This is a genomic window from Mesorhizobium kowhaii, assembly GCF_042431665.1.
GTDB classification, from domain to species: domain Bacteria; phylum Pseudomonadota; class Alphaproteobacteria; order Rhizobiales; family Rhizobiaceae; genus Mesorhizobium; species Mesorhizobium kowhaii.
This window is the reverse complement of sequence record NZ_JBHLYT010000235.1, coordinates 42,525-66,955: the sequence shown is the minus strand read 5'-3', so window position 1 is coordinate 66,955 and position 24,431 is coordinate 42,525. Positions and strand designations below refer to the sequence as shown.

Sequence of the window (24,431 nt, the reverse complement as noted above, 5' to 3'; positions counted from 1 at the left end):
AGGAACACCACGATCGACGGCACGCCGACCTGACGGGCCAGCAGGATGTGCTCGCGGGTCTGCGGCATCGGGCCGTCGGCAGCCGACACAACCAGGATCGCGCCATCCATCTGCGCCGCACCGGTGATCATGTTCTTCACATAGTCGGCGTGGCCGGGGCAGTCGACGTGAGCGTAGTGGCGGTTGGCCGTCTCGTATTCGACATGCGCCGTCGAGATCGTGATGCCGCGCGCCTTCTCCTCAGGTGCCGCGTCGATCTGGTCGTAGCGCTTGTATTCGCCAAAATACTTCGTGATCGCCGCCGTCAGCGACGTCTTGCCATGGTCAACGTGACCAATCGTGCCGATGTTCACATGAGGCTTGTTACGCTCGAATTTACCTTTTGCCATAGTCTCTTTCCTTGGACGGCCTGGACCTTCAGTTCAGTCGAATGCGGGGCGATTAGCGACAAAGGCCAAAAAACACAAGCGTCTTTTGGCCGGGTGCCGTCTCACTCAGTCCGAACCTATGATCCGATTGCGGGGATGTGGCGCTGATATAGGAAGGCTCGAGACGAAATGAAATGGGCGACAGGCCGATCGATCGAAGCCGCCACAGCTGTCTTGCTTGCCGGACCCTGTCTGATTCACCGCCAGTTCATGGCCCATTGCGGTCGTCATCGAGGTCTGATCTCCTGACCGGATGCATTTCATTCCGACCGCCATCCGCGGCCCACTGTTCATGATCGTCTCGACCGGGTCGTATCTCGTCAACGATACGATGATGAAACTCGCGACGTCAGGCCTGCCATCCTACGAAGTGCTGTTTCTGCGCGGCGTGGCGGCAACGCTCTGGGGCTTTCCGCTGTTGTTCGCGCTGGGCTACGGCAAGCAGATTCCGCTGATCTTCGACAGACGCGTGCTGCGCAGGAACCTGCTCGAGATGGCGGCGATCCTCTGCTACGTGGTGGCGCTCGCCAACATGCAGATCGCGGATTCCACCGCACTCGGACAGATCACGCCGCTGTTGATGCTGGTCGGCTCCTCGATCCTGTTTGGCGAGCGGATCGGCGGCCAGCGCATGGCGCTGATCGGGCTCGGTTTCATCGGCGCGCTGATGGTGGCGCAACCGACCATGCAAGGCATTTCGGTCTACGCCTTGCTGGCGCTCGGCAACGCGGCGCTTGCGGCGGCGCGCGACCTTGCCGGCAGACGGGTCTCGGCCGAGGTGCCGGGGATGATCGTGGCGATTTCCGCTGTCGTGGTGGTGCTGATCGGGGCGGGTGCTGCGCACCTGGTTTCCGAACGCTGGGTGATGCCCGAGGCGCGCCATCTGCTGCTGATGGCCGGCGCCGGATTTTTCCTGATCTTCGGCCACTTCTTCATCTTCATGGCCTATCGCGTCGGGCCGACCAGTGCCGTGGCGCCGTTCTACTATTGCTTCACCGTCTGGGCGGTCATTTCGGGCCTGCTGGTGTTCGGGCAATTCCCCAATGCGCTGGCGGTCTGCGGCATCCTGCTGGTGGTCGGCAGCGGACTGACCATCGTCTCCTTGGATCAACGCAAGCGCCGACTGACCGTCGTCGCCTAGCGAGTGCTTGTTCCAACGAGTGGCGCCATGGAAACACTGATAGCCGGCCCAAGAAGCTGGCCGGCTATTCGACAAGGAGATGGACGGATTTAGAGCGCCCGGCGGCCGCTGAACTGGTGGTAGGCCCACAGAACGACCACCGCGCCGATCACGGCGACGATCAGGCTGTAGATGTTGAGGCCGGTGACGCCCGACGCGCCGAAGGCGCTGAAGATCAGACCACCGACAATGGCGCCGACGATGCCAAGCACGATGTCGAGCAAGATGCCCTGGCCGCTCTTGTTGACGATCTTGCTACCCAGGAAGCCGGCGATAACGCCGAGTATGATCCAGCTGATGATTGACATTTTTTCCTCTCCATCCCCCGCCAACCGAACATTTTCATAGGATTGTCAAAAGCTCAAGCCAACTTGAAATTCCGCCCGGATGCGCCATTGTTGGAATGGGCTGGGCTCGGTTGAGATGGAGGATCCACTATGGGACTTTTTGACAACGCCGTTCCCGGCGGCAACATCACCAAACCGCTGATGATCGCGCTTGGCGCGCTGCTGGTCGGAAAGATGCTGAGCGGCAGAAGTGCCGAACAACCGGACCAGACCGAGACCCCGGCTCCGACCGGCCCTGCGTCCACGGGAACGACCTCCGCCGACGGCGGCCTGCTCGGCGGACTGGGCGGCTTGCTCGACAAGCTCAAAGATGCCGGCCACGGCAACGTCGCCGATTCCTGGGTCGGCACCGGGCGGAACCAGTCGATCAACGCCAATGATCTCGGCGCCGCGCTCGGGCCGCAGGTCATCCACGAGATCGCGCAACGGACGGGAATGGACGAGCAGGAACTGCTCAAGCAGCTGTCCACGGCCTTGCCAGGCGTCATCGACAAGCTGACGCCGAACGGCCAGGTGCCGCAGCAGCACCAGGTCGCATCCGCGTTCAACAGCTAGCGCGGCTCAGACATCTGCACAGTTGGAGCGCTGCGCGGCTTGTCGCGCGGTGTTTCGGCTGGCAGATCGCAGGGATGAGAGTCTGGAGCGGGTAGCGGGAATCCGATTTCGGTCTCCAGAAACGCCCCCGCCTAGCTCACCCTCTCGATCGCAGGAGGGCATGCACCACGCGTCACATGGGTGCGGCACCGATTTGTTGCAGAAGCCCCAACAAGTCCGGCTGCCCACGTTCGCCTACGATCTGTCCATTGGACCAGTGATAGAAATTCATCGCCTGGACGGCGATTTTCTTTCCCGTGGGTGGAACGCCGAAGAAGCTCCCTTGATGTGTGCCTCTCATGGTGAAGCGCGCGGCAACGTTGCCCCCCTCGGTGATCGTCTCCTCAAGAGTCCACTGGATGTCAGGAAAGCCGCCGCGCATCATTCCGATGATCTCGAGATAGCCGGCCGGTCCGGTCACCGGCTCGGGACGACCGGGAACGTGGAATATTGCTTTTGGCGAGATGAGTTCCTCAGCGAGCTTTTCGCTCGCCGTGTTGATGAACTCGACGAACCGCTGCATGAGGCGCTTGCTGTCTTCCATGTCTGTTCTCCTTGGTAGGCGAGTGGCGTGAAATTAGGAAATGTTGAACAATTTAGCGGCGGCCACGCTGGCCGGAGGGTTGAACCCTCCAGACGCAATATCGGGCAAGTCGCGTATTGACGGAATGGGTGCCGTTGAGCGAATAATACGGACGAAATGTCCGCAATCAGCAATCTCGAATCAATGAGCGGCCTGGTGGCGTTCGTCGCCTCGGTCGAGACCGGCGGCTTCGCCGCAGCGGGCCGGCGTCTTGGTGTGTCTGCTTCGGCGGTCGGCAAGGCCGTTGCTCGCCTGGAGGCTCGGCTTGGTGTCAGGCTTCTCCACCGTACGACCCGCTCCATCGCGGTGACCGGTGAAGGCAATCTTCTTTTTGAACGCGCGACGCGCATCATCGAAGATGTTCAGGAAGCCGAGAATGCGATCGCCGAGACACGCACCTTCCCGCGCGGACTACTGAAGGTGAGCATACCGGCGGCCATGGGACGCCGCATTATCGTTCCAGCGCTCGATCAATTCATCGCGGCCTATCCCAAGGTCATTCTCGACGTCAGTCTGGACGATCGGATGGTGGATATCGTGGAAGGGGGTTTTGACCTTGTCCTGCGCACTGGTGACCTTGATGACTCTCGGTTGATTGCGCGAAAGCTCGCGCCACATCGGTTCGTCACCTGCGGGTCTCGCGCCTATCTCGAAAGACGAGGAGCACCACAGACGCCCGATGACGTACCCGACCACACCTGTCTGCGTCTCCGGTTTCCTACGACGGGCCGGCTGGAATATTGGGCCTTCAAAGGATGGAAGGGCTCCTGGGCGCCCGCCGAATGGGCCTGTGTTCAACGATATCGAGGCCGTGGCGCTGGCTGCTATCGCCGGCCTCGGCCTTGCCCAAGTGCCCCACTATCTGGCGGCGCGTGCCATCGCGGATGGACGTCTTCGTACCGTGCTCGCCGATTATGCGGTCAGTCGGGGCGACATTTGGCTCATACGACCTCCTGCGAGTTCAGAAAGTCCGCGCGTCCGCGTGTTCGCGACATTTTTGACCAAATTGATTGAATCGATCTGAAGCCGCTGGATCGAGATAGCAGTTCGAATGATACATTCCATCCGCAAGATTCCGGCGAAACCTCGGCTGAAGCAATAAGTGGCTGTCCGAATTGCAAAATTCCGAGGCTTGGAGCGGGTAGCGGGAATCGAACCCGCATATTCAGCTTGGAAGGCTGCTGCTCTACCACTGAGCTATACCCGCGCCTTTCAGTGAAGTATCGGATTCACCCGAAAACCGCTACACACTTTTCGGTCCGATGCTTTGCGTTTCAGGGCTTCCGGGCCGGCAGTGGTGGAGAGGGTTGGATTTGAACCAACGTAGGCATAGCCAACGGATTTACAGTCCGTCCCCTTTAACCACTCGGGCACCTCTCCAGTCTGCCGCCGGAGCCATGCAACAAGGCATCGACGCGTCGCGACCGCCTCAGCAGCCTTCCGCGAAGCGCCTTATGGCGGCACCGCCCAAAACTGTCAACCGAAAGATCCCGGCAAAACGCGCTGAATTTCGTCTGCCATCCGGCAAGCCGTTCGAACCAGCGGTATCCATTGCCGCGCGACACGGTTATAGAAGCCGGCCATGAGCAACGACAACAATTCCAAGACGCCGAAAGACACCCATTACGCCAAGCTGCGCCGCGCCTATCGCGACGAGAAGAGTGGCGGCGCGCCGGCGTTCAGGCCTCGGCAGCCGGTTCCGCCGGGCGAACATGCCGCGGATGGCCTGGTGCGGCTCTATGGCCTGCACACCGTGCGGGCGGCACTCGACAATCCGCGCCGCAAGATCAGAAAGATGCTGGTGACGCGCAATGCCGCCGAGCGCCTGGAAATAGCCGATCTCGCCGCCCTGCCCTTCAAGGCGGAACTGGTCGAACCCAGGGATATCGACAAGATCACCGGCTCGGACGCCGTGCATCAGGGCGTCCTGATCGAGGCGGAACCGCTGAAACCGAAGCGCCTTGATGCCCTTGGCGACACCAAACTGGTGCTGGTGCTCGATCAGGTCACCGATCCGCACAATGTCGGCGCCATCCTGCGTTCGGCGGTCGCCTTCGGCGCCGGCGCGCTGATCACGACCGCGCGCCACAGCCCGCAGGAATCGGGCGCGCTGGCAAAATCAGCGTCCGGCGCGCTGGAACATATCGACCAGATCGAGGTGAAGAACCTGGCCGACGCGCTCGACCAATTGCACGAGGCCGGCTTCCAGACCATCGGCCTCGATTCGGACGGGCCGGCGGAACTCGAGACGAGTTTTTCAGGCGAAAAGATCGCGCTGGTGCTCGGCGCCGAAGGCAAAGGCCTGCGCCAGAAGACACGCGAGACCGTGACGACGCTGGCACGGCTCGACATGCCCGGCGCCATCCGTTCGCTCAACGTGTCGAACGCTGCGGCGATCAGCCTCTATGCGGCGCGGGCATTTTTGAAGCGCGGCTGAGGCTTCACGCAACAGTACGCGTTCGCCGACACATCTCGAAATGCGAAACGGGCTCCGGCGATAAACGCAGGAGCCCGTTCTTCGACAGGGAAGAGTTGGCGGCTTGGGAACGTTGCGCCGCCTCTCCTCCTATGCTGCCTTGCCTTTGACTTCGGCTGCGTTGTCGCCGACCTCGAAATTGGCCATCCGCTCCAGCGCCCTGACCAGTGCCGAGTGATCCTCCTTGGCGCCGCCATTGGCGGCGCAGGAATTGAACAGTTGTTGTGTGGTCGAGGTGTTGGGCAGCGACACGCCCAGCGCTTTTGCGCCCTCCAGTGCCAGGTTGAGATCCTTCTGGTGCAGCTCGATGCGGAAGCCCGGCGCGAAAGTGCGCTTGACCATGCGCTCGCCATGCACTTCGAGAATGCGCGAGGCGGCCAATCCACCCATCAGCGCCTGCCTGACCTTGGCCGGATCGGCACCGGCTTTCGATGCAAAAACAAGCGCTTCGGCGACAGCTTCTATGGTCAGCGCGACGACGATCTGGTTGGCCACTTTGGTGGTCTGGCCGACGCCGTTCGGCCCGACCAGGGTGATGTTCTTGCCCATCTTCTCGAACACGGGCCTGGCGCGCTCGAACGCCTTGTCCTCGCCGCCGACCATGATGGTCAGCGACGCCGCCTTGGCGCCGACTTCGCCGCCCGACACCGGCGCGTCGAGATAGTCGCAGCCCAGATCGTTGATCTTTTTGGCGAAAACCTTGGTTTCGATCGGCGAGATCGAGCTCATGTCGATCACCAGCTTGCCCTTGGTCAGGCCTGAGGCGACGCCGTTGTCGCCGAACAGCACATCGGCGACCTGCGGTGTATCGGGCACCATCAGGATGATGATATCGGCCGCCTTGGCGACGGCGGCATGACCAGAGACTGACTTCAGCCCCTTGGCGCCGAGATCGGCCGGCGGCTTCGAGCGATGGTCGCTGGCGATGACTTTATAACCCGCATCCAGCAGATGCCCCGCCATCGGCGCGCCCATGATGCCGAGGCCGATGAAACCGATGGTTTCCATTGTTTTTCTCCGTCGTGTTTCTTTGTCAGGTCGCGTTCCTTCGCGCCCCTCTGTCGCCTGCCGGCCCTCTCCCCCACGGGTGGGAAGATTGGCAGCTTCAGCGTCGGCAGTTAAGCCGCTGCACTGCCCTGCCCGGCCAACTCCGTGAACCAGCCCAGCCCGGCCTCGGTGCCGGCCTTCGGCTTGTATTCCGCCCCGATCCAGCCGGAATAGCCGATGCGGTCGATATGCTCGTAGAGGAAGGGATAGTTGATCTCGCCCGTCCCCGGCTCGTGACGGCCGGGATTGTCCGCAAGCTGGATATGCGCGATGCGGCCGAGGTTTGCCTCGATGGTGCGGGCGAGATCCCCCTCCATGATCTGCATGTGATAGATGTCGTATTGCAGGAACAGGTTCTTCGAACCGATACGGTCGATCAGCGCCAGCGCCTGATCCGAGTAGTTGAGGAAGAAGCCCGGAATATCGCGGGTGTTGATCGGCTCGATCAGGAGCCGGATGCCGGCCTGCTCCAGCTTTTCCGCCGCGAAGGCGAGGTTTTCGGCAAAGACATCCTCCAGCACCTTGCGGTCGGCGCCCACTGGCGCGATGCCGGCCAGGCAATTGACCTGCTGGCAGCCGAGTGCCTGCGCATAGGTGATTGCCTTGGCGATGCCCTGGCGAAATTCCGGCACGCGATCCGGCAGCACGGCAATGCCGCGCTCGCCCTTGCCCCAGTCGCCCACCGGCAGATTGAACAGCACCTGCGTCAGGCCGTTCTTCTTCAACCGGGCGGCGACCACCTCGGGGGCATGATCGTAGGGGCCGATATATTCGACGCCCTTGAAGCCCGCGCGGGCAGCTGCGTCAAAACGGTCAAGGAAATCGTGCTCGCCAAAGAGCATCGAAAGATTGGCTGAAAAACGCGGCATTCTTTTTCTCCTTTCCGCTAATCTAGTCCAACATCACTATGGCAGTCGGCGCATCTTCATGGCTTTCGGCAAGGTCCTCGAATTCGGTGATCTTGTCGATCTCGGTGCCCATGGAGATGTTGGTGACACGCTCGAGGATGAATTCGAGCACGACCGGAACCTGGTGCTCTTTCATCAGCCGCTGTGCCTCCTTGAAGGCGGCGGCGAATTCCTCCGGCTTGCGCACCCTGACCGCCTTGCAGCCCATCGCCTCGGCGACGGCAACGTGGTCGACGCCATAGCCGGCCTCCGGGTCGCCTGAGCGATTGATGTTCTCGAAGGCGAGACTGACCTCGAAATCCATCGAAAAACCGCGCTGCGCCTGGCGGATCAGCCCGAGATAGGCGTTGTTCACGACGACATGGAGGTAGGGCAGCTTGTGCTGTGCGCCGACGGCCAGTTCCTCGATCATGAACTGGAAATCATAGTCGCCCGACAGCGCCACGATGGTGCGGTCGGGATCGGCGGCGCGAACGCCAAGCGCCGCCGGCAAGGTCCAGCCGAGCGGGCCGGCCTGGCCGCAATTGATCCAGTTGCGCGGCTTGTAGACATGCAGGAACTGGGCGCCGGCGATCTGCGACAGGCCGATCGTGGTGACATAGGTCACATCGCGGCCGAACGCCTTGTTCATCTCCTCGTAGACACGCTGCGGCTTCAGCGGCACCTGGTCGAAATGCGTCTTGCGCTTCATTGTCTTCTTGCGGCCCTGGCATTCCTTCGCCCAGCCGGACCAGTCGCGCAGCTTTCCGGCCGTCTTCCACTCGGTGGCAACGTCGAGCAGCATCTTCAGCGCCGCACCCGCATCCGAGACGACGCCGAGGTCCGGCGCGAAGACACGGCCGATTTGCGTCGGCTCGATGTCGACATGGATGAATTTCTTGCCTTTGGTGTAGACGTCGACCGAGCCGGTGTGGCGATTGGCCCAGCGGTTGCCGATGCCGAAGACGAAGTCGGCCTCCAGCATCGTCGCATTGCCATAGCGATGCGATGTCTGCAGCCCGCACATGCCGGCCATCAGCCGGTGGTCGTCGGGGATGGCGCCCCAGCCCATCAAGGTCGGGATAACCGGCACGCCCGAAATCTCGGCGAATTCGATGAGCAGATCCGACGCATCGGCATTGATGATGCCGCCGCCGGCGACAATCAGCGGCTTTTCGGCCGCGTTGAGCATCGCCAGCGCCTTTTCGGCCTGGGCGCGCGTCATTGCCGGCTTGAACGGCGTCAACGGCTCATAGGCATCGATGTCGAACTCGATCTCGGCCAACTGCACGTCGACCGGCAGGTCGATCAACACCGGGCCCGGCCGCGACGAGCGCATCAGGTGGAACGCCTTCTGCAGCGCCATCGGCACCAGATAGGGCTCCATGACGGTGACCGCCCATTTGGCGACCGGTGCGGCGATGGCGGCGATATCGACCGCCTGAAAATCCTCCTTGTTCAGCCGCGCGCGCGGCGCCTGGCCGGTGATGCAGAGGATCGGAATGGAATCCGCCGCGGCCGAATAAAGCCCGGTGATCATGTCGGTACCGGCCGGGCCCGAGGTGCCGATGCACAGGCCGATATTGCCAGCCTTGGCGCGGGTAAAACCTTCCGCCATGTGCGAGGCGCCCTCGACGTGGCGGGCAAGGACATGGCGGATGGTGCCCCTCGCCTTCAGGGCCGAATAGAACGGGTTGATCGCCGCGCCCGGCACGCCGAAAGCGCAGGAAATACCTTCCTTTTCGAGAACGAGAACCGCAGCATCGACAGCGCGCATCCTGGCCATTTCCCGGCCCTCCACAGGGTTTGTCATTGTTGGATGAGCTGAGAATGTCACCAAACCGGCTATTTTTCAATTTTTTCAGAATATTTTTTCATTTCTAAGAAACGGCCATTAGCCAATGAATTTGAACGGCTTTTCGTTTTCCACCGATTTCACGACATGGCACAATGAAAAACTTTTTCATTGCCTATTCGGCTGAATTGCCGACAATGCGGCCATGGAAACCACCGAGAAACGCCAGCGTGGCCGCCCGCGCGCCTTCAACGGGCCCTCCGAGCCGACTTCGGTGCAGTCGCTCGATCGGGCGCTGCGCATCCTGGCCATTGTCGCCGAGGGCAGCGGCCTGTCGCTGAGCGAGATTGCCGCCAGTTCTGGACTGGCCGCGTCCACCGCCTACCGCATGCTGACGACGCTCGAAAACCACGGCATGGTTGAATTCGACACCAGCGATCAGCTGTGGTCGATCGGCGTCGAGACCTATCGCATGGGCGCTGCGTTCCTGCGCCGCCGCAAGCTGGTCGACCGCGCCCGCGTCGTCATGCAGGAGCTGATGGAGAGAACCGGCGAGACCGCCAATCTCGGTGTCGCCGAGGATGATTGCGTGGTCTTTGTCAGCCAGGTCGAGACGCATCAGGCGATCCGCGCCTTCTTCCGGCCGGGCACGCGCAGCCCGTTCCATGCGTCCGGCATCGGCAAGGCAGTGCTGGCGCATCTCGAACCGGAGCGCGTCGGCACCATCCTGCGCAAGGCCGGGCTGCAGCGCTTCACCGACAAGACGCTTTCCGACATTTCCGCCCTTGCCCACGATCTGGCAACGACCAAGCTGCGCGGCTGGTCGGTCGACGACGAAGAGCGGCACCCCGGCATGCGCTGCGTGGCGGCCGCCATCTTCAACGAATTCGGTGAGCCGATCGGCGGCGTCTCGGTGTCGGGGCCGACCGTGCGGGTGACGCCGGAGCGGCTGGCCGAGATCGGCCCGCTGGTGCGCGATGCCGCGGCCGAGGTGACCAGGATGATCGGCGGCGTGCAAGCCGGCTGATCAGCCTGCCCCGGGTAGCGCGCTCTTGGTCGCAATATCGAAGAAATCGAGCAGAATCGCCATGCCGACGCCGCAGGCGGTGAAGACGAGGCCGGCGATGAAGATGCGGTTGGCGCGTTCATAGACGCGGCGCTGCAGGCACTTTGTGTCGAGCAGCAGCGACAGCGCCCGCATCTGCAAGGCGATGCCGAGCAGGATCGGCAGGACGGCGACAAGATGGTAGGTCTGCCACGGGATCGGATTGGCGGCCCAATGGGTGATGAAGCCCAGCGAAAAAGCCAGCAGGATGCCGACGGCGGTGACGGTGCCGTTACGGAAAACCGTTTCGACCAGGTCTTCCTTCGGGTCCTGCTCGTCCAAGGGTCTCTCCCCGCGTTTCGCGGTCAGAATAGACGCTCGGAAAATCGCTGTACACCGCCCAGGTCGACCGCCGAAGGCAGTCGCTTCAGGTCTGTGCTTGCCGACGTTGAAAGTCGACCGATGGAGCAAGCATCGCTACCATCGAAACAACAGAAAAGGGGCTCGCGTGAGCCCCTCTTCTGTTGCTGAAACGGTCCACCTCCTCTCAGAGCCGGCAATAGTGACGGTAGCCGTCGTAGCCGACATAGGTGTCGGAGTCCGCATCGTAGCTCGCATAGCGGTCGAAGCAGCGGCGGACGTGCCACGAGCCGCCGTCTTCGTCGACATAGACGGTGCGGGGCTGCTGGGCGAGCAGGCTGCCCAGGACGAAGCCGCCAACGCCGGCGGCGATGCCGATGCCGAGGTCGTGGTGATGCGAATGCGCAGCCGAGGGCTGCACGGTGCCGACCAGCATGGTGGCGGCGACGGTGGTGGCGATGAGGCCGGAAACGAGTGTGCGCGTGAACATGATGATCTCCTTGCTTCGTTGACCGAGGCGATCCATCCGCCTCTTGATCATCTGTCGTTGCGGCAAGGAAAAAGGTTCGAAATTTTTTGGATTTTCTTGGAACTGGCCAAATCGCATGGACTCAAAAGTTGGCGATCCTTCCCACCCCCCTCAGTCCTGCCGGACATCTCCCCCGCAAGGGGGTGTTTGGACCGGGGAGATCGGCAGCTTTGCCGGCCCTAGTCCGCAAGATGATCGCATAACGCAAAAGGGCGGCCGAAGCCGCCCTTTGGGGAATTGGGTCCCTCCATCAAAGGAAAATGATCACCCTGCCATGATTGTGGTGATGATGGTTGTGGTGCCACCACCAATGCTTCATGAAATGATGATGATGATAATGATGGTGCATGCCGTGGGCTGACGACGTGCCGACCGTGCCGGCGAGCGCGCCGGCGGCGACGAAAGTGGCAACGAGGCCTGACATAAGAGTGCGCTTGAACATGATGATCTCCTGGATCTTTGATCGAGGCGACCCATTCGCCTCTGACCATCAGTCGGCGGGGGCGGCAAAAGATTCGAAAGGTCGGAGATTTTTGTGGAGCGGCCCTCAGGACAAGCGAATAGGGAGTAGCCAATAGCGAAATGCAGCAACACCAGGCTGCCGCTCGCTACCTTACTATTCGCTATTCGCTACTCACTCTTTTCCCCGCTTCACCCCATGCCGGTGATGTGGCGAAGCCAGAAGGCGAGCGCGATGAAGCCGATCATGGCGGTGACGCCGGTCCAGTCGACATTGGCCTTCTTCACATCGCTGATGATCTTCACCAGCAGCATCCAGACTATGAAGATGATGGGGAGAATGATGATGAGCCTGATCATGCGACACCCCTGCTCGAAGCGATTGCACCTTCCCCATATGTAGGAAGCGATTTGGCGGTTTTCAGGATGCCCCTCGCCGACAGTCCTGTGAGATGCCGGGTAACTGAAAACAGAGTTTTGTCTTTACTGGCGCAACAAATATGCTAACCGAAGCGCCGTGCCCTTGTAGCTCAGCTGGTAGAGCAGCGGTTTTGTAAACCGAAGGTCGGCGGTTCGATTCCGTCCGGGGGCACCAGTTTCCCAATGTGGAAGTTTCAAACCACTTTTCAGCGCTTTGAGCCATCCAGCAGCACCTCGATCAAGGCCTGCGCCCGATTGGTGTCGCGATGGGTGGCGCGTAGTCAACGTGCCAATGCGGCCCGCCAGTTGCGTCCCCTTCCAGGATGACATGCGCACCCCAACTTTCAAGCGCGCGCTGCACTTCGGCTTGCTGGTGATGATTTCCAAGCGGAATGGAAATATCGCGGGCGCGGTCATCCAAATGGTTGCTGACAGCAGCCCCGCGACTGCGGGCTCGGTGTATGATCTGTTCGAACGCCTCGGTGGTTTGCGATGGAGTAGCGCGAGGATGTTGAATGACCCACGCGTCCATCTCGCTAATATGCTGGGCTTGTCGGTATACCGTTAGAAACTGCGTCCGGTTCGAAAGCCGTCGTTCCGCCATCAATTCAGCTTGTCGGCGGACTGTCCTCACTCGTCCGGTAACACGTATGGCCGTGCGGGGAAATTGGCGCTGGAGTTCTCGAATAAGCCCGTCAAGGGTCGTCGGCGGCGAGACACGTTCCCACGTTTCAAGACTCGGCGTTTGAGCACCGTGTCGAATATGGCCGCCGCCAAAATCGGGACGAACCTCAACCGGTGCACGGGTTGAAGCGCCTTTGAGAAGAGTTCCCGAAATTCTAAGCATTGCTGAAATGGCAGCGCGGTTTGATTGCTGCTTATGCTAGCGTTTTGCGACGGGAAAAACAAATATTCATTGCTCTGCTCGGCATCAGCGAGCGGTTTAAGGTCGGATTTTTCTCGACCACACCGTCCGGGGGGCACCAGTTCCTATCAGGAATGGTCGAGAGCGCTCACGCTCCAAAATGTTCGAATTGCCCTGCTTCTATAACGCGCTCGCGACCTGGGCGGATGCCCTCACCCTGGTGAACGTGTTGCGTACCCTGACGGATTTGTAGACGTAAGCGACCCAGAGTCCGGTGAGAACAAACGAGACTATCGGCGCCGCAAGCGCGTCTCCGGTGACCACTTGCCCAACCGGAACCCCGAGAGCCGTGGAAACCCAGGCCGCGTCCAGGATGAAGACCACCGGGATTGCAAGCCATGGATGAGAAACAACTGCTTGAACCGACGGCTCCGCCTCAGCATGGCAACAAGCACGACCAGTTGAAGCACCAAAAATGCCAGCAACAGCGCAACCTCGCCATAGACCACCACGGGTCCATTCGGCACCAGCATGAGCTGGTTGTATCCATCGCTCGAGGAACCCAATGTGGCGAGCGTGCGCAACGGCGACAGGGTCTGGCCGATCGCAAGAAGCATCAGCCACCCTCCGAAGCCGACGAGCTCCGCCGGATTCTGCGAGGGCTTGCGGGCAGATCGGAGTGCAAAGAAGACAGGCACCCCGATGAACAGCAGAACTATTGCCCAATGCCAGACAGAAAACTGCATTCACCCCCCCCTTAGAAATGCACTCATGGGTTGTAACAGATGTCAGATTCGACTCAAGAGGGTTGAGCCGCGGCTTGGTCCAAAAATCGATGCTGCTGCCTGCTCCTGACAATCACACTGCAATCGCCGCCACCAATATCCGGTTCTGCCTGCGTATCGCCGCACGCAATTCGGCAATCCTCGCCTCGTCGCGTTTCACGAACTCGATGAACATCATGTTCATGTTGTTGAAGATCAATTCGCCCAGCGCTGCTCCGTCGATATCCTGGCGCACCAGGCCGAGCACCTGCAGCCGAGCGATCAGCGCTCGGATCTGTTCGGTCAGCGCCCGGTCGAGCGCGGTGTAAGCCTGGCCGAACGGGCTGTCGGGCAGTTGCGTCGAGATCGCCATCGCCTGCCGCCACATCTCCTTGCTGAGATAGTGCAGCGAGTGCTCGATGTAGATGCCGATCAGGGTGTCCAGCGCATCGCCGACATTGGCTGGCGGCCTGGCGACGACGCCTTGCCCGGCATTCAGCACCTCGTTGACTTCCAGCGAGACGATGGCGCCGAGGATGTCGCCCTTGTTCTGGTAGTAATTGTAGATGGTGCCGACCGAGACTTCGGCCTGCGCGGCGATCGTCTCGATCTTGGCGCCTTCATAGCCGGCCTCGCGGAAAAGCTCGGCCGCCGCCTCGATGATGCGCCTGTGCCTGTCCGCCTTTTGCCTTGCCCGCAATCCGCTCATATCAGCCTCTTGCCATAAAACAGAATTGACTCAATTTTAGAATTGGTTCAATTTTTTGCAAGAAGCCACAAAGGCAAGGGAGAACACTCGATGTCCGCAATATCCGCATCCAGGAATCCGCTTTCCATCCTGAAGAGCCATCTGCATGCGGCGTGCGCCGCCACGGCACTGCTGCTCGGCGCCGGCAGCGTCGCCCAGGCCGCCGATCTCAACGCGCTGATCTGGTGCGATCATTCCGATCCCGCACTTCTGCAGCCCTTCGAGGAGGCCAACAACGTCAAGGTCAACGTCAAGGAATTCGAGGGCACCGGCGCTGGGCTCGCCATCGTCGAGCAGTCGCAGCCCGGCGACTGGGACGTGATGGTGATCGACAGCATCGACATACCGCGCGGCGTCGAAAAGGGCCTGTTCGAGCCGCTGCCGGACGACAAGCTACCACTGGCCGACATGTTTCCGCAGGTGAAGATGGACGGCTCCACCGTGGTCGGCGGCAAGCGCTACGGCATCACCGAAAAGTTCGGCTACAACACGATCGGCTACAACAAGACCAAGGTCGATCCGGCCGACATGCAGTCGATGGCGGCGCTGACCGGCGACAAGTACAAGGGCAAGGTCGCCATCTACGACTATTATCTGCCGGTCATCGGCATGGCCGCGCTCGCCATCGGCAAGAAGACGGCGGATCTGACCGAAGCCGACCTGCCCGCCCTCAAGGAAGAGCTTCTCAAGATGAAGGCCAATGCCAAGCTGGTCGGCGAAGTGACCGCCAGCCAGACGGCGCTGGCGACCGGCGAGGTCGATATCCTGGTCGGCGGCGGCGAATGGGTGACGGCGGGGCTGGCCAAGGAGAACCCGGCGCTGGACTTCTCCATTCCCAAAGAAGGCGCTGTGCTATGGTCGCAGTCGCTGGCCATGTTCAAGGATTCCAAAAACAAGGACATGGCGCTGAAATTCATCCAGTACGTCATGAGCCCGGAGGGCCAGGCGCGGCTTGCCACCTCGTCCTGCTATTGGGGCATGCCGGCGAACACCAAGGCGGCGCTGACCGACGACCAGAAGAAGATCCTGCGTTTCGACGAGCAGCCGGGCTTCCTCGCCCGCGCCCAGGCCTACCCTGCGCCAAACGCCGATCTCGACAAGAAGATGCAGGACATGTGGACCGAAATGCTGCAGGCCAAGTGAGCTGCTGATGAGCACAGCCGGGAACAACGGGCGTGCCCTGCCCCGGGCGGGCCGAGCCCTGCCCTGGGCGCTGGTCACGCCGGCGCTTGGCTGGACGCTTTTGTTCTTCGTGCTGCCTTTCATCGCCATGGGGCTGTCCAGCCTGACGGCGCATGAGGGCGGTGGCTTCACGGCGTCCAACTACAGCCAGTTCTTCACCAACCCCGCCTACTGGCAAGCGATGGTGAACTCGCTAGAGGTGACGGCGATCGTCACTGTCGTCTCGGTGCTGCTCGCCTACCCCTTTGCCTGGATCCTCGCCGAACAGGTGCCGGAACGCTGGCAAAGGCTGGCGCTGATGCTGGCCGTCCTGCCGTTCTGGACCTCCTATGTCGTGCGCTCCTATTCCTGGCTGCTGGTGCTGGCGCAGAACGGCGTCATCAACCGGGCGCTGACGGGCTCCGGTCTGTTCAGCGAGCCCCTGCAACTCGCCAACACACGCTTCGCCACCGTCACCGGCTTCGTGCATTTCTTCGTCATGCTTTTGACGCTGACGATCTTCGCTAATCTGAAGCAGTTGAGCCCCAGCTATCGCAAGGCCGCCGCCGATCTCGGCGCCGGGCCGGTGCGCACCTTCCTGCATGTCATCCTGCCGCTGACCTTGCCCGGCATCATGGTCGGCGCCTTCCTCACCTTCGTGCTGTGCATCGGCGACTACATCACGCCGCAGATCCTCGGCGGCAACAACGAGCTTCTGATGCCGCAACTGGTGATGATGCAGATCGGCCGCCGCGGCGACTTTCCGCTGGCATCGGCGCTGTCGATCATCCTGATGGCGGTGGTCACCATCGCCTATCTCGCCTGCGCCCGCTGGCTGAAGATCGAGCGGGCCTGAGATGCGTCGGATTGTCCGCATCGCTTCCTGGCTCTACGCGCTTGCGGTCTACGGTTTCATCTTCCTGCCGGTGGTCGTGCTGGTGCTGTTCTCGCTCCAGGCGACGTCGTTCCCGATCCCACCCTTCACCGGCCCGTCACTGCGCTGGTACGACGCGGTTCTCTCGGACACGCGGCTGACCTCGGCGCTGGTCAACTCGCTGCTGGTTGCTTCGATCTCGTCGCTTGCTGCCGTCACGCTCGGCTTCCTCTCCGCCTGGGGTTTTGCGCGCTTCGTTCTGCCGGGTTCCGGCCTGCTGCGCGGGCTGATCACCCTGCCCTTGACGGTCAGCTATCTCATCATCGGCATGGGGTTGCTGGTGCTGTTCAACTGGGCCGGCGTGCCGAAGTCGCTGCTTGCCGCCGGCATCGGCCATGTCGTGATCAACCTGCCGCTGTGCTTTGCCATCATCTACAGCCAGATGGGCGACCACCAGATCAACATCGAACGCGCCGCGCGCGACCTCGGTGCGCCGGAATGGAAGGTGCTGCTCCTGATCACCGTGCCGGTCATGGCGCCGGCCATATTCGCCGGATTCTTCCTGTCGATGACCTTCTCCTGGGACGAGTTCGTCATCTCCTTCCTGCTGACCCGCTTCGATACCACACTGCCGGTGGAAATCTGGAACCTGCTGCGCTCCGGCCTCAATCCAAAAACCAATGCCGTCGGCTCGCTGGTCTTTGCTGTTTCCATCGTGCTGGTCGTGCTGTTCGAACTGACATTGCTGCGCAGGAGAAGAGCATGACCGCGCCCTTGGTCGACATCCGTGCCGTCTGGCATCGTTTCGGCCAGCAGACTGTGCTGAAAAACGTTTCGCTGCAGATCGAACCCGGCAGCTACACCATCCTGCTCGGCCCTTCCGGGTCAGGCAAGACGACGCTGCTGTCCATTCTGGGCGGCTTCGTCACCCCAAGCGAGGGCAAGGTGTTCATCCGCGGCGAGGACTGCACCTCGATGCCGCCGGCGAAGCGGCCGACGACGACCGTGTTCCAGGACTATGCGCTGTTCCCGCATATGAGCGTCGGCAGCAATGTCGGCTTCGGCCTGCGCATGCAGGGCGTCGATGGCTCGACACGGTCGGCAAAAGCACGCGAGGCGCTGGCGCTGGTTGGCCTCGCCTCCGCCTTCGACAAGAAGCCGCACCAGCTTTCCGGCGGCCAGCGGCAGCGTGTGGCGCTGGCGCGTGCGTTGGTGATCGAACCGGCGGTGCTTTTGCTCGACGAGCCGCTCGGCGCGCTCGACCTCAAATTGCGCCGGCAGATGCAGGGCGAGTTGAAGGCGATCCAGAAGCGCGTCGGCACCGCCTTCATCCATGTCACGCATGACCAGGAAGAAGCGATGGCGCTGGCCGACCACTGCGTGGTGATGAATGACGGGCGCATCGAGGATGAAGGCCCGCCCGAACGCGTCTATGCGCGGCCGGCGACGCGCTTTTCCGCCACCTTCATGGGCGAAAGCACGATCCTTGCCGGCACGGTCACTGAGACCAAGGACAGGGCAAGCACTGTCGCGACGCCGGTCGGGCCGGTTTGCCTGCCCAGCGCGTTGCCGGTGGGCTCGGCTGTCGGGCTCGCCATACGGCCGGAGCACCTTGTCCTTGGAGCGGCCGGCGGCGGTGTCAGGCTTGGCAGGGCTGAGGTAAGCGACGTCGTCTTCCAGGGCAGCTTCAAGCGCGTACTCGCCGTTTCCGTCGATGATCCCTCCCTACAGTTCATCGCCAGGCTTCCGGCGACAGCCTCCGTCCAGCCGGGCGACATGGTCGCGGTTTCGTGCGATACCGACCAGATCATCCTGCTGACGGATTGAAGATGGGCACGCTTCCGGTCATCGACGCTCCAGACTGGTACGAGACCATCCGCATGAGCGATGGCGTGACACTGATCCACGAGCCGTGGATCAAGCCGTTCTTCCGCTGCAACATGTGGCATGTGCGTGGCCGCGACCGTGATCTCCTGTTCGACACCGGCCTCGGCCATTTCAGCCTCAGGCGTCACGTGCCGCTGGTGACGGAGCGAAAGCTCACCTGCGTCGCCAGCCACACGCATTTCGACCATATCGGCTGTCACCACGAATTTCCCGACCGCTGCGTGCACGCGGCCGAGGCGGAGATCCTTGCCGATCCGCGCAACGAATGGACGGCCGCCGGCACCTATGCGACCGACGAGATGTTCGACGGTATGCCGCAAGGCTGGGACACGGCGCGCTACAGCATCCTGCCTGCACCGGCCGGCCGCCTGCTCGCGCATGGCGATGTCGTCGATCTCGGCGACCGCGCCTTTGAGGTGATCCACACACCTGGCCATTCACCCGGCGGTATCGCGCTCCACGAGAAGAAGACCGGCATCCTGCTTTCCGGCGACATCATCTATGACGGCCCGCTGATCGACGACGTCTACCATTCGGATATTTCCGATTATATGGCGACGCTGCTCAGCATGCGCGACCTCGATGTCGCGGTCGTGCATGGCGGCCATTTTCCGAGCTTCGGCAAGGTGCGCTACCGCCAGCTTGTCGACGAGTATCTGGCGCAGAAGCGGCAGGCCGGCTGCCATCTGCGGCCGGGTCCCTGAGGCCGATTAAGGTGTGTTGATATTCAGGTCAGGCCGAGTCGAAAACGGTGGCTTCCGAGAACCGGAGCGGAGCGTACTTTTCGTACGTGAGCACCGGAAGCGCAGAAAGCCATCGTTTGCAGGCCGGCATCACCTGAATAACAACACACCTTAGCGCATCAATTCGAAATGCCGCGGGAACGACTGATGCAGCAGCATTAGCATCGTCTTTCTCAGCACATCGGAATTGCCCGCCGGTGGGTTGAGGTGATCCCAGATCCATGCGCCATGGACGAGATAATTGAGGCTTTCAGCCAGTGTATCCGGGTCGACATCGGTGTAGCCACCGCTACGCTTGATTTCGATGAGCAAGTCGCGCGCCTCGGCATTGTAGCTGAGATCGCTGGGCAGGCCGATCTCGTTGTAGATCTGCATGCTCTTGCGGTCGCTGGAGAACACGACAAAGACCGAAACCCATTTCGGATGCTGCCGCGCGAATCTTTGTGCGCATTCGACCGCGCCCATCAGCCGTTCGACCGGCGACAGAGCGGGCACACGTACCAGCGTCGCCCACAATTCATCGTACTGATCGCTGAGATACTGCAGCACGGCGCGAAACAGGTTCTCCTTGCTGCGAAAGTGGAAAACCACCAGTGCGTTGGAAGAGCCGACATGCTCGGCGATCCGCTGCATGGTGACGCTCGCCAGGCCTTCGTCGGCGATGAGATCGATCGTGGCGTCGATGATGCGCTGAATGCTGGCTTCGCCGCGCTCGCGCCGGCGATCCCTGGGGGCCGGCTCGAGCCGCTTGTCGCCACCTTGGGCCACCATCGCCCTGGGTGTCTCCGGTGCCGCGGTAGCCTTGCGTTGCGCCATTCCTGTCCAGCCTTTCAAACCTTGCGGCGGAGATTTCCAACCCCGCGCGCCGGCTCACCATAAGCGAAGCGAGAGATCAAGCACCAGCGCGGCAAGGGCCACATGGCTGATCACAGCGACGGGCGCGTTTCGGCATTTCCGTACCATTGACCCTGTGACGTCTCATAGGCCAGCGCTGCCCGGAAAACATCGGCGTCGCAATAGGTGCGACCGACAATCTGGATGCCTGTCGGCACGCCGCTCGCCGCCCGGCCCGACGGTATGGTGAGAACGGGACAGCGGCTCAGCATGTTGAACGGCGTCGTCATCACCCAGCCAAGCGACGGGTTCACCTGCTTTCCGTTGATCTCGACAGTGTCCCTGGTGTGGTCGAACTCTGCCGGCACCGAGGGAAGCGCGTTGGTCGGGCAGATCAGCACGTCATATGTCTCCAGCAACGGCCCGAGCGTCTGGTACATCCTGGCCGCCACGTCGAGGGTTGCGACAAAGTCCGTGGCCTTCGATTTTTGCCCATCCTCGGCGAATTGCCGTGCATAGCTGGTCATGTCCTTGCCGTGCTGCTTGAGCAGTTGCGACAGCGAGGCGCCGAAGAGGTGCTCCAGATAAGCCATGCCGGCCTTGAGCACCTCGTCGCCCCAACCCAGATCGACCTCCTCGACGGTGGCGCCGAGTGAGCGGAACACATCGCAGGCAGCGAGTGTGTTTTTCCGCACCTCCGCGTCCACTTCGAAGGAGCCGAGGTCCATCGAGAAAGCAATCTTCCAGCCCTTGATCGGCTTGTAGTCGAGCGGCAGGCGCAGTTTCGGGCGCAGCGTGGCGATGTCGAGCGGGCTCGGTCCTGCCATGACATTCTGCAGCAGGATCGCATCCCGCACGTTTCGCGCCAGCGGGCCGGTATGGCAATAGAAGTCGAGATTGAACGGCGGCTCGTCCGGATTGCGGCCGTAAGGCGGCTTGAAGCCGACAAGACCGCAGGCCGAGGCGGGAATGCGGATCGACCCGGCAATGTCCGAACCGGTGGCAATCGACGATGTGCCCGAGGCAAGCGTTGCCGCCGCACCGCCGGACGAACCACCCGGCGTGAAGTCCGGATTCCACGGATTGCGGGTGACACCCCAGCGCCTCGACCAGGTGTAGCCGGCGCAGCTGAATTCGGGCGTTGCCGTGCGCGCATGGACGATGCCTCCGGCCTTCATGATGCGCTCGTTCATCGTCGAGGTGTGGCCGCCAATGGCATCCTTCGACAGCAACGAGCCGTGTGATGTCGGCTTGCCCTTGATGTAGCTCTCGTCCTTGATGCCGATCGGCAGGCCCTCGAGCGCGCCGGTCCTGGCGCCCCTGGCGTATTTCGCCTCGGCTTTTTTGGCCAGCTCCATCGCCTCGTCGAAATGCGTGAAGGTGAAGCAGTTGATCGCCGCTTTCGTCGCTTCGGCGCGGTCGATGGTCGCCTGCATCAATTCGACGGGCGATAGTTTCTTCGCCTTGAACAGCCGCAGCGCCTCGCTGGCCGGCAGATAGCAAAGATCGAGATCGGTCATGGGAAGTCTCCTGCGATCGCCAGATCGCCTTGGCATCAACAGACGCGAGGTGGCCGCGCCGCGATATCGCGGCGCGAGAAAACCCGGGCTGGGCTATTTCTGGAGGTCGGTCCAGATTTTCGTGTAGAGCGCCTGCACGTCCGGCGGACAGGCCTGCATGAACTGTCCCTTGGCCGCGAATTCAGCCGGAACGTTCACTTCCGGCGCGTTCTTCATGTCGTAGGGCATGAAGGCTTCCGAGCCTTTGATGCCGTTCGAATAGCGCGCGAAGGCCGAGATCAGTGCTGCGTTCTGCGGGTCCATGATGAAGTTCTGGAAGAGCTTGGCGTTCTCGACGTTCCTGGCGTCCTTGAGGACGGCGACGTTGTCCATCCAGATCGGGTAGCCTTCCTTGGGATAGCCATAGACGATCTTGTCGTTCTGCAACCGCTGGCGGAGCGAAATGCCGTTCCAGTTGACGCCGGCGGCGATGTCGCCCTTGCCCAGGCCATCGACGGCGCCGTAGTCGAAGGACAGCCATTTCGCCTTGGCCTCGACCAGCTTGTCGCGCACCTTCTTCAGCACCACCTTGTCAGCCGTACAGTATTGGCCGCCTTCGTAGGCGATGGCGAGAAACATGATGTCACCCATTTCGGGCACGACATTGATCTTGCCGACGAGCTCGGGCGGTGGGTCGAGGAAGATTGCGGACGTGTTCACGTCGCCGGAATAGACCGACTTGTTGACCGACACGCCTGTCGTGCCCCACTGCCACGGAACGGTATATTTGCGACCCGGATCGAAGGGGACATCGACCCATTTGGGATCGACGTTTCTGAAATTCTCCATCTGGTCCGGGCGCGATTCAAGCAGCAGCCCCTCGCTGATCCAGATCGGGACGACGCTAGCCGAAGGCACGACGATGTCGAAACCGGCACCGCCCTGGCGGATCTTGGCCAGCGCGGTGTCGTTGGAATCGAAGTCGGTGACGGTGACCTTGACCTTGTAGGTCTCCTCGAATTTCTTGATGAGATCGGGGTTGGTGTAATTGCCCCAATTGTAGATGTTGAGTTCGCCCTCGGCGCGGGCGACACCCGTCACGGCCAGCAGCGACAGCCCGATCGCCGTCGCGGTCAGTTTCCAGTTCATGCTCCATGCTCCCATTGTTGGGACCGTCGGCGTTGCCGCCTCAGGTCCGTTTCCTGCTGATGAAAAAGAAAGCCGTGACGATGCCGATCGACAGCACGAGGAAGGCCGTCGAGATCGCATTGACTTCCGGCGTCACGGTGCGCCGGAGCTGGCCGAGCATGTAGGTCGGCAGCGTGTCCTGGCCGCCCGATTTGACGAATTCGGTGATGACAACGTCATCCAGCGAGACGACGAAGGCGAGCATCAATCCGGCGAGAATGCCTGGCCAGAGCAATGGCAAGGTCACGTGCCGGAAGGTCTTCCACTTCGGCGCATAGAGATCGGCCGCTGCGGTCTCGAGCGACAGGTCCATGCTTTCAAGCCGCGCCCGGATCGGCAGATAGGCGAACGGGATGCAGAAGGCGGTGTGCGCGGCGACGAGGTAGCCGAGCCCGGAATAACCGGTCCAGATCTTGATGCGCGAGAACACGATCAGCAGCGCCACCGCGGTGACGATCTCCGGCACCATCAGCGGCTGGTTGATGAAGGCGTATTTGAGGGTCAATCCCGGATACGGCTTGGTCCTGGTCGTCGCCAGCGCCGCCATCGTGGCGGTGATGGTCGCCAGCACGGCGGCCACGGCGGCGATCTGGAACGAGCGGATCGACGATTCTATGACCAGCGCATTGTTCCAGGCGATGTGGAACCAGCGCAGCGAAAAGCCTTTCCAGATCACAACGGAATCATTGTCGTTGAAGGCGTAGACCACGAGCGTGGCGATCGGCAGGTAAAGCAGGAAGAAACACAGCATCGCCACGCTGACGAAGCCGTTCTGCCGCCGGACGTCGAAGCGATTAGCCATGAGCGCCATCCGACCTCGTCGTGTTGCGGACGTAGAACAGCAGCGCCATCATGACGATCGCCATCAAGGTGATCGACAGCGCCGCACCGAGCGGCCAGTTTCTGCCCTGGCCGAATTGCAGCTCGATCAGGTTGCCGATCATCAGATTGGTGCCGCCGCCGAGCACGCGCGGCGTCACATAGGCGCCGAGCGAGGGGATGAAGACGAGGATCGAGCCGGCGACGATGCCCGGCGTGACCAGCGGGATGATGATGCGCCTCAACACCTGGAACTGCGTCGCGTAGAGGTCGTAGCCCGCCTCGACAAGGCGGAAGTCGATCTTCTCCATGCTGGCGTAAAGCGGCAGCACCATCAGCGGCAGGAAGACGTAGACCATGCCGGCCAGGACGGCGAAATTGGTGTACATGAGCTGGACAGGATGGTCGGTGATCCCAAGCAGCTGCAGCACCGAATTGACGATGCCGTCATTGCGCAGCACCTGCTGCATGGCGAAGGTGCGGATCAGAAGGTTGGTCCAGAACGGGATGGTGATCAGGAACAGCCAGATGTCGCGCCGGTGATCCGGCCGTGTGGCAATGAAATAGGCGGTGGGAAAACCGAGGATCAGGGTCAACAAAGTGGTTGCCAGCGACAGCGACACCGAGCGCCAGAAGATCGACAGATATGCAGTGGCGAACGACAGCGTGTCGTCGAAGACGTCACGCTCGAACAGTACGCTCACCCAGGCATCGGTCGAGAACTGCCATTTCACGTCGCCGTAATTGCCTGGCGTCAGGAAGGAATAGACGACCACGATCAGCAGCGGCCCAAGGGCCGCGAGGAAGACGATCAGCAGTGCCGGGGTGGAAAGCAGCCAGCGTGACCTGATGTCGTCGCGTTCGGCCTTTTCGGCTACCTCTCTCGCGGTCGCCATGGC

Annotated in this window: 28 protein-coding genes, 3 tRNA genes and 1 pseudogene; 13 read left to right on the top strand and 19 right to left on the bottom strand. The window is 61.6% G+C overall.

Annotated elements, in window-relative coordinates:
* The coding region (locus ACFFNA_RS40280) for a GTP-binding protein (RefSeq protein WP_378925748.1) at positions 1-389 on the bottom strand (389 nt) is incomplete at its 3' end.
* A gap of 292 nt (positions 390-681) precedes the next feature.
* On the opposite strand from ACFFNA_RS40280, the gene ACFFNA_RS40275 reads away from it, so the two are divergent.
* Positions 682-1,569 carry a DMT family transporter gene (locus ACFFNA_RS40275; RefSeq protein ID WP_111548623.1) on the top strand — a complete coding sequence of 296 codons (888 nt, stop codon included), beginning with the start codon at positions 682-684 and terminating at the stop codon, positions 1,567-1,569.
* A gap of 89 nt (positions 1,570-1,658) precedes the next feature.
* On the opposite strand, the gene ACFFNA_RS40270 is transcribed toward ACFFNA_RS40275, so the two are convergent.
* Positions 1,659-1,916 (bottom strand): GlsB/YeaQ/YmgE family stress response membrane protein, encoded by a 258-nt coding sequence (locus ACFFNA_RS40270; RefSeq protein ID WP_111548622.1) that lies wholly within the window; start codon positions 1,914-1,916, stop codon positions 1,659-1,661.
* A gap of 129 nt (positions 1,917-2,045) precedes the next feature.
* Between ACFFNA_RS40270 and ACFFNA_RS40265 the strand changes: the two genes are divergently transcribed.
* Positions 2,046-2,510 (top strand): YidB family protein, encoded by a 465-nt coding sequence (locus ACFFNA_RS40265; protein WP_111548621.1) that lies wholly within the window; start codon positions 2,046-2,048, stop codon positions 2,508-2,510.
* A 172-nt stretch (positions 2,511-2,682) separates the two neighbouring features.
* On the opposite strand, the gene ACFFNA_RS40260 is transcribed toward ACFFNA_RS40265, so the two are convergent.
* Positions 2,683-3,093, bottom strand: coding sequence for an ester cyclase (locus ACFFNA_RS40260; RefSeq protein WP_111548620.1), 411 nt, complete (start codon positions 3,091-3,093; stop codon positions 2,683-2,685).
* 156 nt (positions 3,094-3,249) lie between these two features.
* On the opposite strand from ACFFNA_RS40260, the pseudogene ACFFNA_RS40255 reads away from it, so the two are divergent.
* Positions 3,250-3,798, top strand: a pseudogene (locus ACFFNA_RS40255) (LysR family transcriptional regulator); the annotation flags it as partial.
* Between the two features lie 13 nt (positions 3,799-3,811).
* On the top strand, positions 3,812-4,156 hold the full coding sequence (locus ACFFNA_RS40250; protein WP_378925982.1) for a LysR substrate-binding domain-containing protein: 345 nt from the start codon (positions 3,812-3,814) through the stop codon (positions 4,154-4,156).
* A 109-nt stretch (positions 4,157-4,265) separates the two neighbouring features.
* Here ACFFNA_RS40250 and ACFFNA_RS40245 read toward each other — a convergent pair.
* Positions 4,266-4,339 (bottom strand) — tRNA-Gly (locus tag ACFFNA_RS40245).
* Between the two features lie 88 nt (positions 4,340-4,427).
* A tRNA-Tyr gene (locus tag ACFFNA_RS40240) sits at positions 4,428-4,512 on the bottom strand.
* A gap of 202 nt (positions 4,513-4,714) precedes the next feature.
* Between ACFFNA_RS40240 and ACFFNA_RS40235 the strand changes: the two genes are divergently transcribed.
* Positions 4,715-5,569 (top strand): TrmH family RNA methyltransferase, encoded by an 855-nt coding sequence (locus ACFFNA_RS40235; protein WP_378925974.1) that lies wholly within the window; start codon positions 4,715-4,717, stop codon positions 5,567-5,569.
* Between the two features lie 129 nt (positions 5,570-5,698).
* Here ACFFNA_RS40235 and ACFFNA_RS40230 read toward each other — a convergent pair whose 3' ends face one another.
* The 3 genes from ACFFNA_RS40230 to gcl are packed head-to-tail and all read right to left on the bottom strand — an operon-like array spanning position 5,699 to position 9,328.
* A complete protein-coding gene (locus tag ACFFNA_RS40230) occupies positions 5,699-6,769 on the bottom strand; it encodes a 2-hydroxy-3-oxopropionate reductase (RefSeq protein ID WP_378925979.1) in 1,071 nt (356 codons plus the stop codon).
* Positions 6,727-7,524 (bottom strand): 2-oxo-tetronate isomerase, encoded by a 798-nt coding sequence (otnI, locus tag ACFFNA_RS40225; protein WP_378925971.1) that lies wholly within the window; start codon positions 7,522-7,524, stop codon positions 6,727-6,729. The genes ACFFNA_RS40230 and otnI overlap by 43 nt, the downstream gene beginning before the upstream one ends.
* A gap of 22 nt (positions 7,525-7,546) precedes the next feature.
* Positions 7,547-9,328 (bottom strand): glyoxylate carboligase, encoded by a 1,782-nt coding sequence (gene gcl, locus ACFFNA_RS40220; protein ID WP_378925968.1) that lies wholly within the window; start codon positions 9,326-9,328, stop codon positions 7,547-7,549.
* Positions 9,329-9,542: 214 nt separating this feature from the next.
* Here gcl and bhcR point away from each other — a divergent pair, with 214 nt between their 5' ends.
* On the top strand, positions 9,543-10,364 hold the full coding sequence (bhcR, locus tag ACFFNA_RS40215) for an HTH-type transcriptional regulator BhcR (RefSeq protein WP_111548614.1): 822 nt from the start codon (positions 9,543-9,545) through the stop codon (positions 10,362-10,364).
* Here bhcR and ACFFNA_RS40210 read toward each other — a convergent pair whose 3' ends face one another.
* The 4 genes from ACFFNA_RS40210 to ACFFNA_RS40195 all read right to left on the bottom strand — a co-directional run bounded on the left by ACFFNA_RS40210 (position 10,365) and on the right by ACFFNA_RS40195 (position 12,090).
* Positions 10,365-10,724: a hypothetical protein gene (locus ACFFNA_RS40210; RefSeq protein WP_111548613.1), complete on the bottom strand. Its 360-nt coding sequence runs from the start codon at positions 10,722-10,724 to the stop codon at positions 10,365-10,367.
* 205 nt (positions 10,725-10,929) lie between these two features.
* Positions 10,930-11,232, bottom strand: coding sequence for a BA14K family protein (locus ACFFNA_RS40205; protein ID WP_111548625.1), 303 nt, complete (start codon positions 11,230-11,232; stop codon positions 10,930-10,932).
* 289 nt (positions 11,233-11,521) lie between these two features.
* Complete coding sequence (locus tag ACFFNA_RS40200; protein WP_378925964.1) at positions 11,522-11,713, bottom strand: hypothetical protein; 192 nt, start codon at positions 11,711-11,713, stop codon at positions 11,522-11,524.
* 209 nt (positions 11,714-11,922) lie between these two features.
* The gene (locus ACFFNA_RS40195) at positions 11,923-12,090 is read right to left on the bottom strand and encodes a hypothetical protein (protein ID WP_378925962.1); all 168 of its coding nucleotides are present in this window, start codon (positions 12,088-12,090) and stop codon (positions 11,923-11,925) included.
* Between the two features lie 159 nt (positions 12,091-12,249).
* Between ACFFNA_RS40195 and ACFFNA_RS40190 the strand changes: the two genes are divergently transcribed.
* Positions 12,250-12,325, top strand: a tRNA-Thr gene (locus ACFFNA_RS40190).
* A 153-nt stretch (positions 12,326-12,478) separates the two neighbouring features.
* A complete protein-coding gene (locus ACFFNA_RS40185) occupies positions 12,479-12,718 on the top strand; it encodes a hypothetical protein (protein ID WP_378925960.1) in 240 nt (79 codons plus the stop codon).
* A 587-nt stretch (positions 12,719-13,305) separates the two neighbouring features.
* Here ACFFNA_RS40185 and ACFFNA_RS40180 read toward each other — a convergent pair.
* Both ACFFNA_RS40180 and ACFFNA_RS40175 read right to left on the bottom strand, forming a co-directional pair.
* Positions 13,306-13,761, bottom strand: a complete 456-nt coding sequence (locus ACFFNA_RS40180) for a DUF2569 family protein (protein ID WP_378925958.1) — start codon at positions 13,759-13,761, stop codon at positions 13,306-13,308.
* A gap of 112 nt (positions 13,762-13,873) precedes the next feature.
* Positions 13,874-14,488, bottom strand: coding sequence for a TetR/AcrR family transcriptional regulator (locus tag ACFFNA_RS40175; protein WP_378925956.1), 615 nt, complete (start codon positions 14,486-14,488; stop codon positions 13,874-13,876).
* 90 nt (positions 14,489-14,578) lie between these two features.
* On the opposite strand from ACFFNA_RS40175, the gene ACFFNA_RS40170 reads away from it, so the two are divergent.
* From ACFFNA_RS40170 to ACFFNA_RS40150, 5 genes are read left to right on the top strand one after another with little or no spacing between them, the layout of a single operon-like run.
* Positions 14,579-15,670 (top strand): polyamine ABC transporter substrate-binding protein, encoded by a 1,092-nt coding sequence (locus ACFFNA_RS40170; protein WP_378925953.1) that lies wholly within the window; start codon positions 14,579-14,581, stop codon positions 15,668-15,670.
* 7 nt (positions 15,671-15,677) lie between these two features.
* Positions 15,678-16,544, top strand: coding sequence for an ABC transporter permease (locus ACFFNA_RS40165; RefSeq protein WP_378925950.1), 867 nt, complete (start codon positions 15,678-15,680; stop codon positions 16,542-16,544).
* Position 16,545: 1 nt separating this feature from the next.
* The gene (locus ACFFNA_RS40160; protein WP_111548605.1) at positions 16,546-17,328 is read left to right on the top strand and encodes an ABC transporter permease; all 783 of its coding nucleotides are present in this window, start codon (positions 16,546-16,548) and stop codon (positions 17,326-17,328) included.
* A complete protein-coding gene (locus ACFFNA_RS40155; protein WP_378925946.1) occupies positions 17,325-18,389 on the top strand; it encodes an ABC transporter ATP-binding protein in 1,065 nt (354 codons plus the stop codon). The genes ACFFNA_RS40160 and ACFFNA_RS40155 overlap by 4 nt, the downstream gene beginning before the upstream one ends.
* A gap of 2 nt (positions 18,390-18,391) precedes the next feature.
* Complete coding sequence (locus tag ACFFNA_RS40150; RefSeq protein ID WP_111548603.1) at positions 18,392-19,153, top strand: MBL fold metallo-hydrolase; 762 nt, start codon at positions 18,392-18,394, stop codon at positions 19,151-19,153.
* A gap of 150 nt (positions 19,154-19,303) precedes the next feature.
* Here ACFFNA_RS40150 and ACFFNA_RS40145 read toward each other — a convergent pair whose 3' ends face one another.
* The 5 genes from ACFFNA_RS40145 to ACFFNA_RS40125 all read right to left on the bottom strand — a co-directional run bounded on the left by ACFFNA_RS40145 (position 19,304) and on the right by ACFFNA_RS40125 (position 24,428).
* Positions 19,304-20,008 carry a TetR/AcrR family transcriptional regulator gene (locus ACFFNA_RS40145; RefSeq protein WP_111548602.1) on the bottom strand — a complete coding sequence of 235 codons (705 nt, stop codon included), beginning with the start codon at positions 20,006-20,008 and terminating at the stop codon, positions 19,304-19,306.
* Positions 20,009-20,118: 110 nt separating this feature from the next.
* Positions 20,119-21,546: an amidase gene (locus ACFFNA_RS40140; protein ID WP_378925944.1), complete on the bottom strand. Its 1,428-nt coding sequence runs from the start codon at positions 21,544-21,546 to the stop codon at positions 20,119-20,121.
* Positions 21,547-21,639: 93 nt separating this feature from the next.
* Positions 21,640-22,674: an extracellular solute-binding protein gene (locus ACFFNA_RS40135; protein ID WP_378925942.1), complete on the bottom strand. Its 1,035-nt coding sequence runs from the start codon at positions 22,672-22,674 to the stop codon at positions 21,640-21,642.
* Between the two features lie 40 nt (positions 22,675-22,714).
* A complete protein-coding gene (locus tag ACFFNA_RS40130) occupies positions 22,715-23,515 on the bottom strand; it encodes an ABC transporter permease (protein WP_378925940.1) in 801 nt (266 codons plus the stop codon).
* Positions 23,508-24,428 (bottom strand): ABC transporter permease, encoded by a 921-nt coding sequence (locus tag ACFFNA_RS40125; RefSeq protein ID WP_378925938.1) that lies wholly within the window; start codon positions 24,426-24,428, stop codon positions 23,508-23,510. Before ACFFNA_RS40125 ends, ACFFNA_RS40130 begins: the two co-directional genes overlap by 8 nt.
* Between the last annotated feature and the right edge of the window lie 3 nt (positions 24,429-24,431).

Excerpts from the sequence above, each read along its gene's own strand:
- ACFFNA_RS40275 (WP_111548623.1), top strand. The coding sequence starts at position 682 with ATGCATTTCATTCCGACCGCCATCCGCGGCCCACTGTTCATGATCGTC.
- ACFFNA_RS40270 (WP_111548622.1), bottom strand. The coding sequence starts at position 1,916 with ATGTCAATCATCAGCTGGATCATACTCGGCGTTATCGCCGGCTTCCTG.
- ACFFNA_RS40265 (WP_111548621.1), top strand. The coding sequence starts at position 2,046 with ATGGGACTTTTTGACAACGCCGTTCCCGGCGGCAACATCACCAAACCG.
- ACFFNA_RS40260 (WP_111548620.1), bottom strand. The coding sequence starts at position 3,093 with ATGGAAGACAGCAAGCGCCTCATGCAGCGGTTCGTCGAGTTCATCAAC.
- ACFFNA_RS40250 (WP_378925982.1), top strand. The coding sequence starts at position 3,812 with ATGACGTACCCGACCACACCTGTCTGCGTCTCCGGTTTCCTACGACGG.
- ACFFNA_RS40235 (WP_378925974.1), top strand. The coding sequence starts at position 4,715 with ATGAGCAACGACAACAATTCCAAGACGCCGAAAGACACCCATTACGCC.
- otnI (WP_378925971.1), bottom strand. The coding sequence starts at position 7,524 with ATGCCGCGTTTTTCAGCCAATCTTTCGATGCTCTTTGGCGAGCACGAT.
- gcl (WP_378925968.1), bottom strand. The coding sequence starts at position 9,328 with ATGGCCAGGATGCGCGCTGTCGATGCTGCGGTTCTCGTTCTCGAAAAG.
- bhcR (WP_111548614.1), top strand. The coding sequence starts at position 9,543 with ATGGAAACCACCGAGAAACGCCAGCGTGGCCGCCCGCGCGCCTTCAAC.
- ACFFNA_RS40205 (WP_111548625.1), bottom strand. The coding sequence starts at position 11,232 with ATGTTCACGCGCACACTCGTTTCCGGCCTCATCGCCACCACCGTCGCC.
- ACFFNA_RS40200 (WP_378925964.1), bottom strand. The coding sequence starts at position 11,713 with ATGTTCAAGCGCACTCTTATGTCAGGCCTCGTTGCCACTTTCGTCGCC.
- ACFFNA_RS40195 (WP_378925962.1), bottom strand. The coding sequence starts at position 12,090 with ATGATCAGGCTCATCATCATTCTCCCCATCATCTTCATAGTCTGGATG.
- ACFFNA_RS40185 (WP_378925960.1), top strand. The coding sequence starts at position 12,479 with ATGCGCACCCCAACTTTCAAGCGCGCGCTGCACTTCGGCTTGCTGGTG.
- ACFFNA_RS40180 (WP_378925958.1), bottom strand. The coding sequence starts at position 13,761 with ATGCAGTTTTCTGTCTGGCATTGGGCAATAGTTCTGCTGTTCATCGGG.
- ACFFNA_RS40175 (WP_378925956.1), bottom strand. The coding sequence starts at position 14,488 with ATGAGCGGATTGCGGGCAAGGCAAAAGGCGGACAGGCACAGGCGCATC.
- ACFFNA_RS40170 (WP_378925953.1), top strand. The coding sequence starts at position 14,579 with ATGTCCGCAATATCCGCATCCAGGAATCCGCTTTCCATCCTGAAGAGC.
- ACFFNA_RS40165 (WP_378925950.1), top strand. The coding sequence starts at position 15,678 with ATGAGCACAGCCGGGAACAACGGGCGTGCCCTGCCCCGGGCGGGCCGA.
- ACFFNA_RS40160 (WP_111548605.1), top strand. The coding sequence starts at position 16,546 with ATGCGTCGGATTGTCCGCATCGCTTCCTGGCTCTACGCGCTTGCGGTC.
- ACFFNA_RS40155 (WP_378925946.1), top strand. The coding sequence starts at position 17,325 with ATGACCGCGCCCTTGGTCGACATCCGTGCCGTCTGGCATCGTTTCGGC.
- ACFFNA_RS40150 (WP_111548603.1), top strand. The coding sequence starts at position 18,392 with ATGGGCACGCTTCCGGTCATCGACGCTCCAGACTGGTACGAGACCATC.
- ACFFNA_RS40145 (WP_111548602.1), bottom strand. The coding sequence starts at position 20,008 with ATGGCGCAACGCAAGGCTACCGCGGCACCGGAGACACCCAGGGCGATG.
- ACFFNA_RS40140 (WP_378925944.1), bottom strand. The coding sequence starts at position 21,546 with ATGACCGATCTCGATCTTTGCTATCTGCCGGCCAGCGAGGCGCTGCGG.
- ACFFNA_RS40135 (WP_378925942.1), bottom strand. The coding sequence starts at position 22,674 with ATGAACTGGAAACTGACCGCGACGGCGATCGGGCTGTCGCTGCTGGCC.
- ACFFNA_RS40130 (WP_378925940.1), bottom strand. The coding sequence starts at position 23,515 with ATGGCTAATCGCTTCGACGTCCGGCGGCAGAACGGCTTCGTCAGCGTG.
- ACFFNA_RS40125 (WP_378925938.1), bottom strand. The coding sequence starts at position 24,428 with ATGGCGACCGCGAGAGAGGTAGCCGAAAAGGCCGAACGCGACGACATC.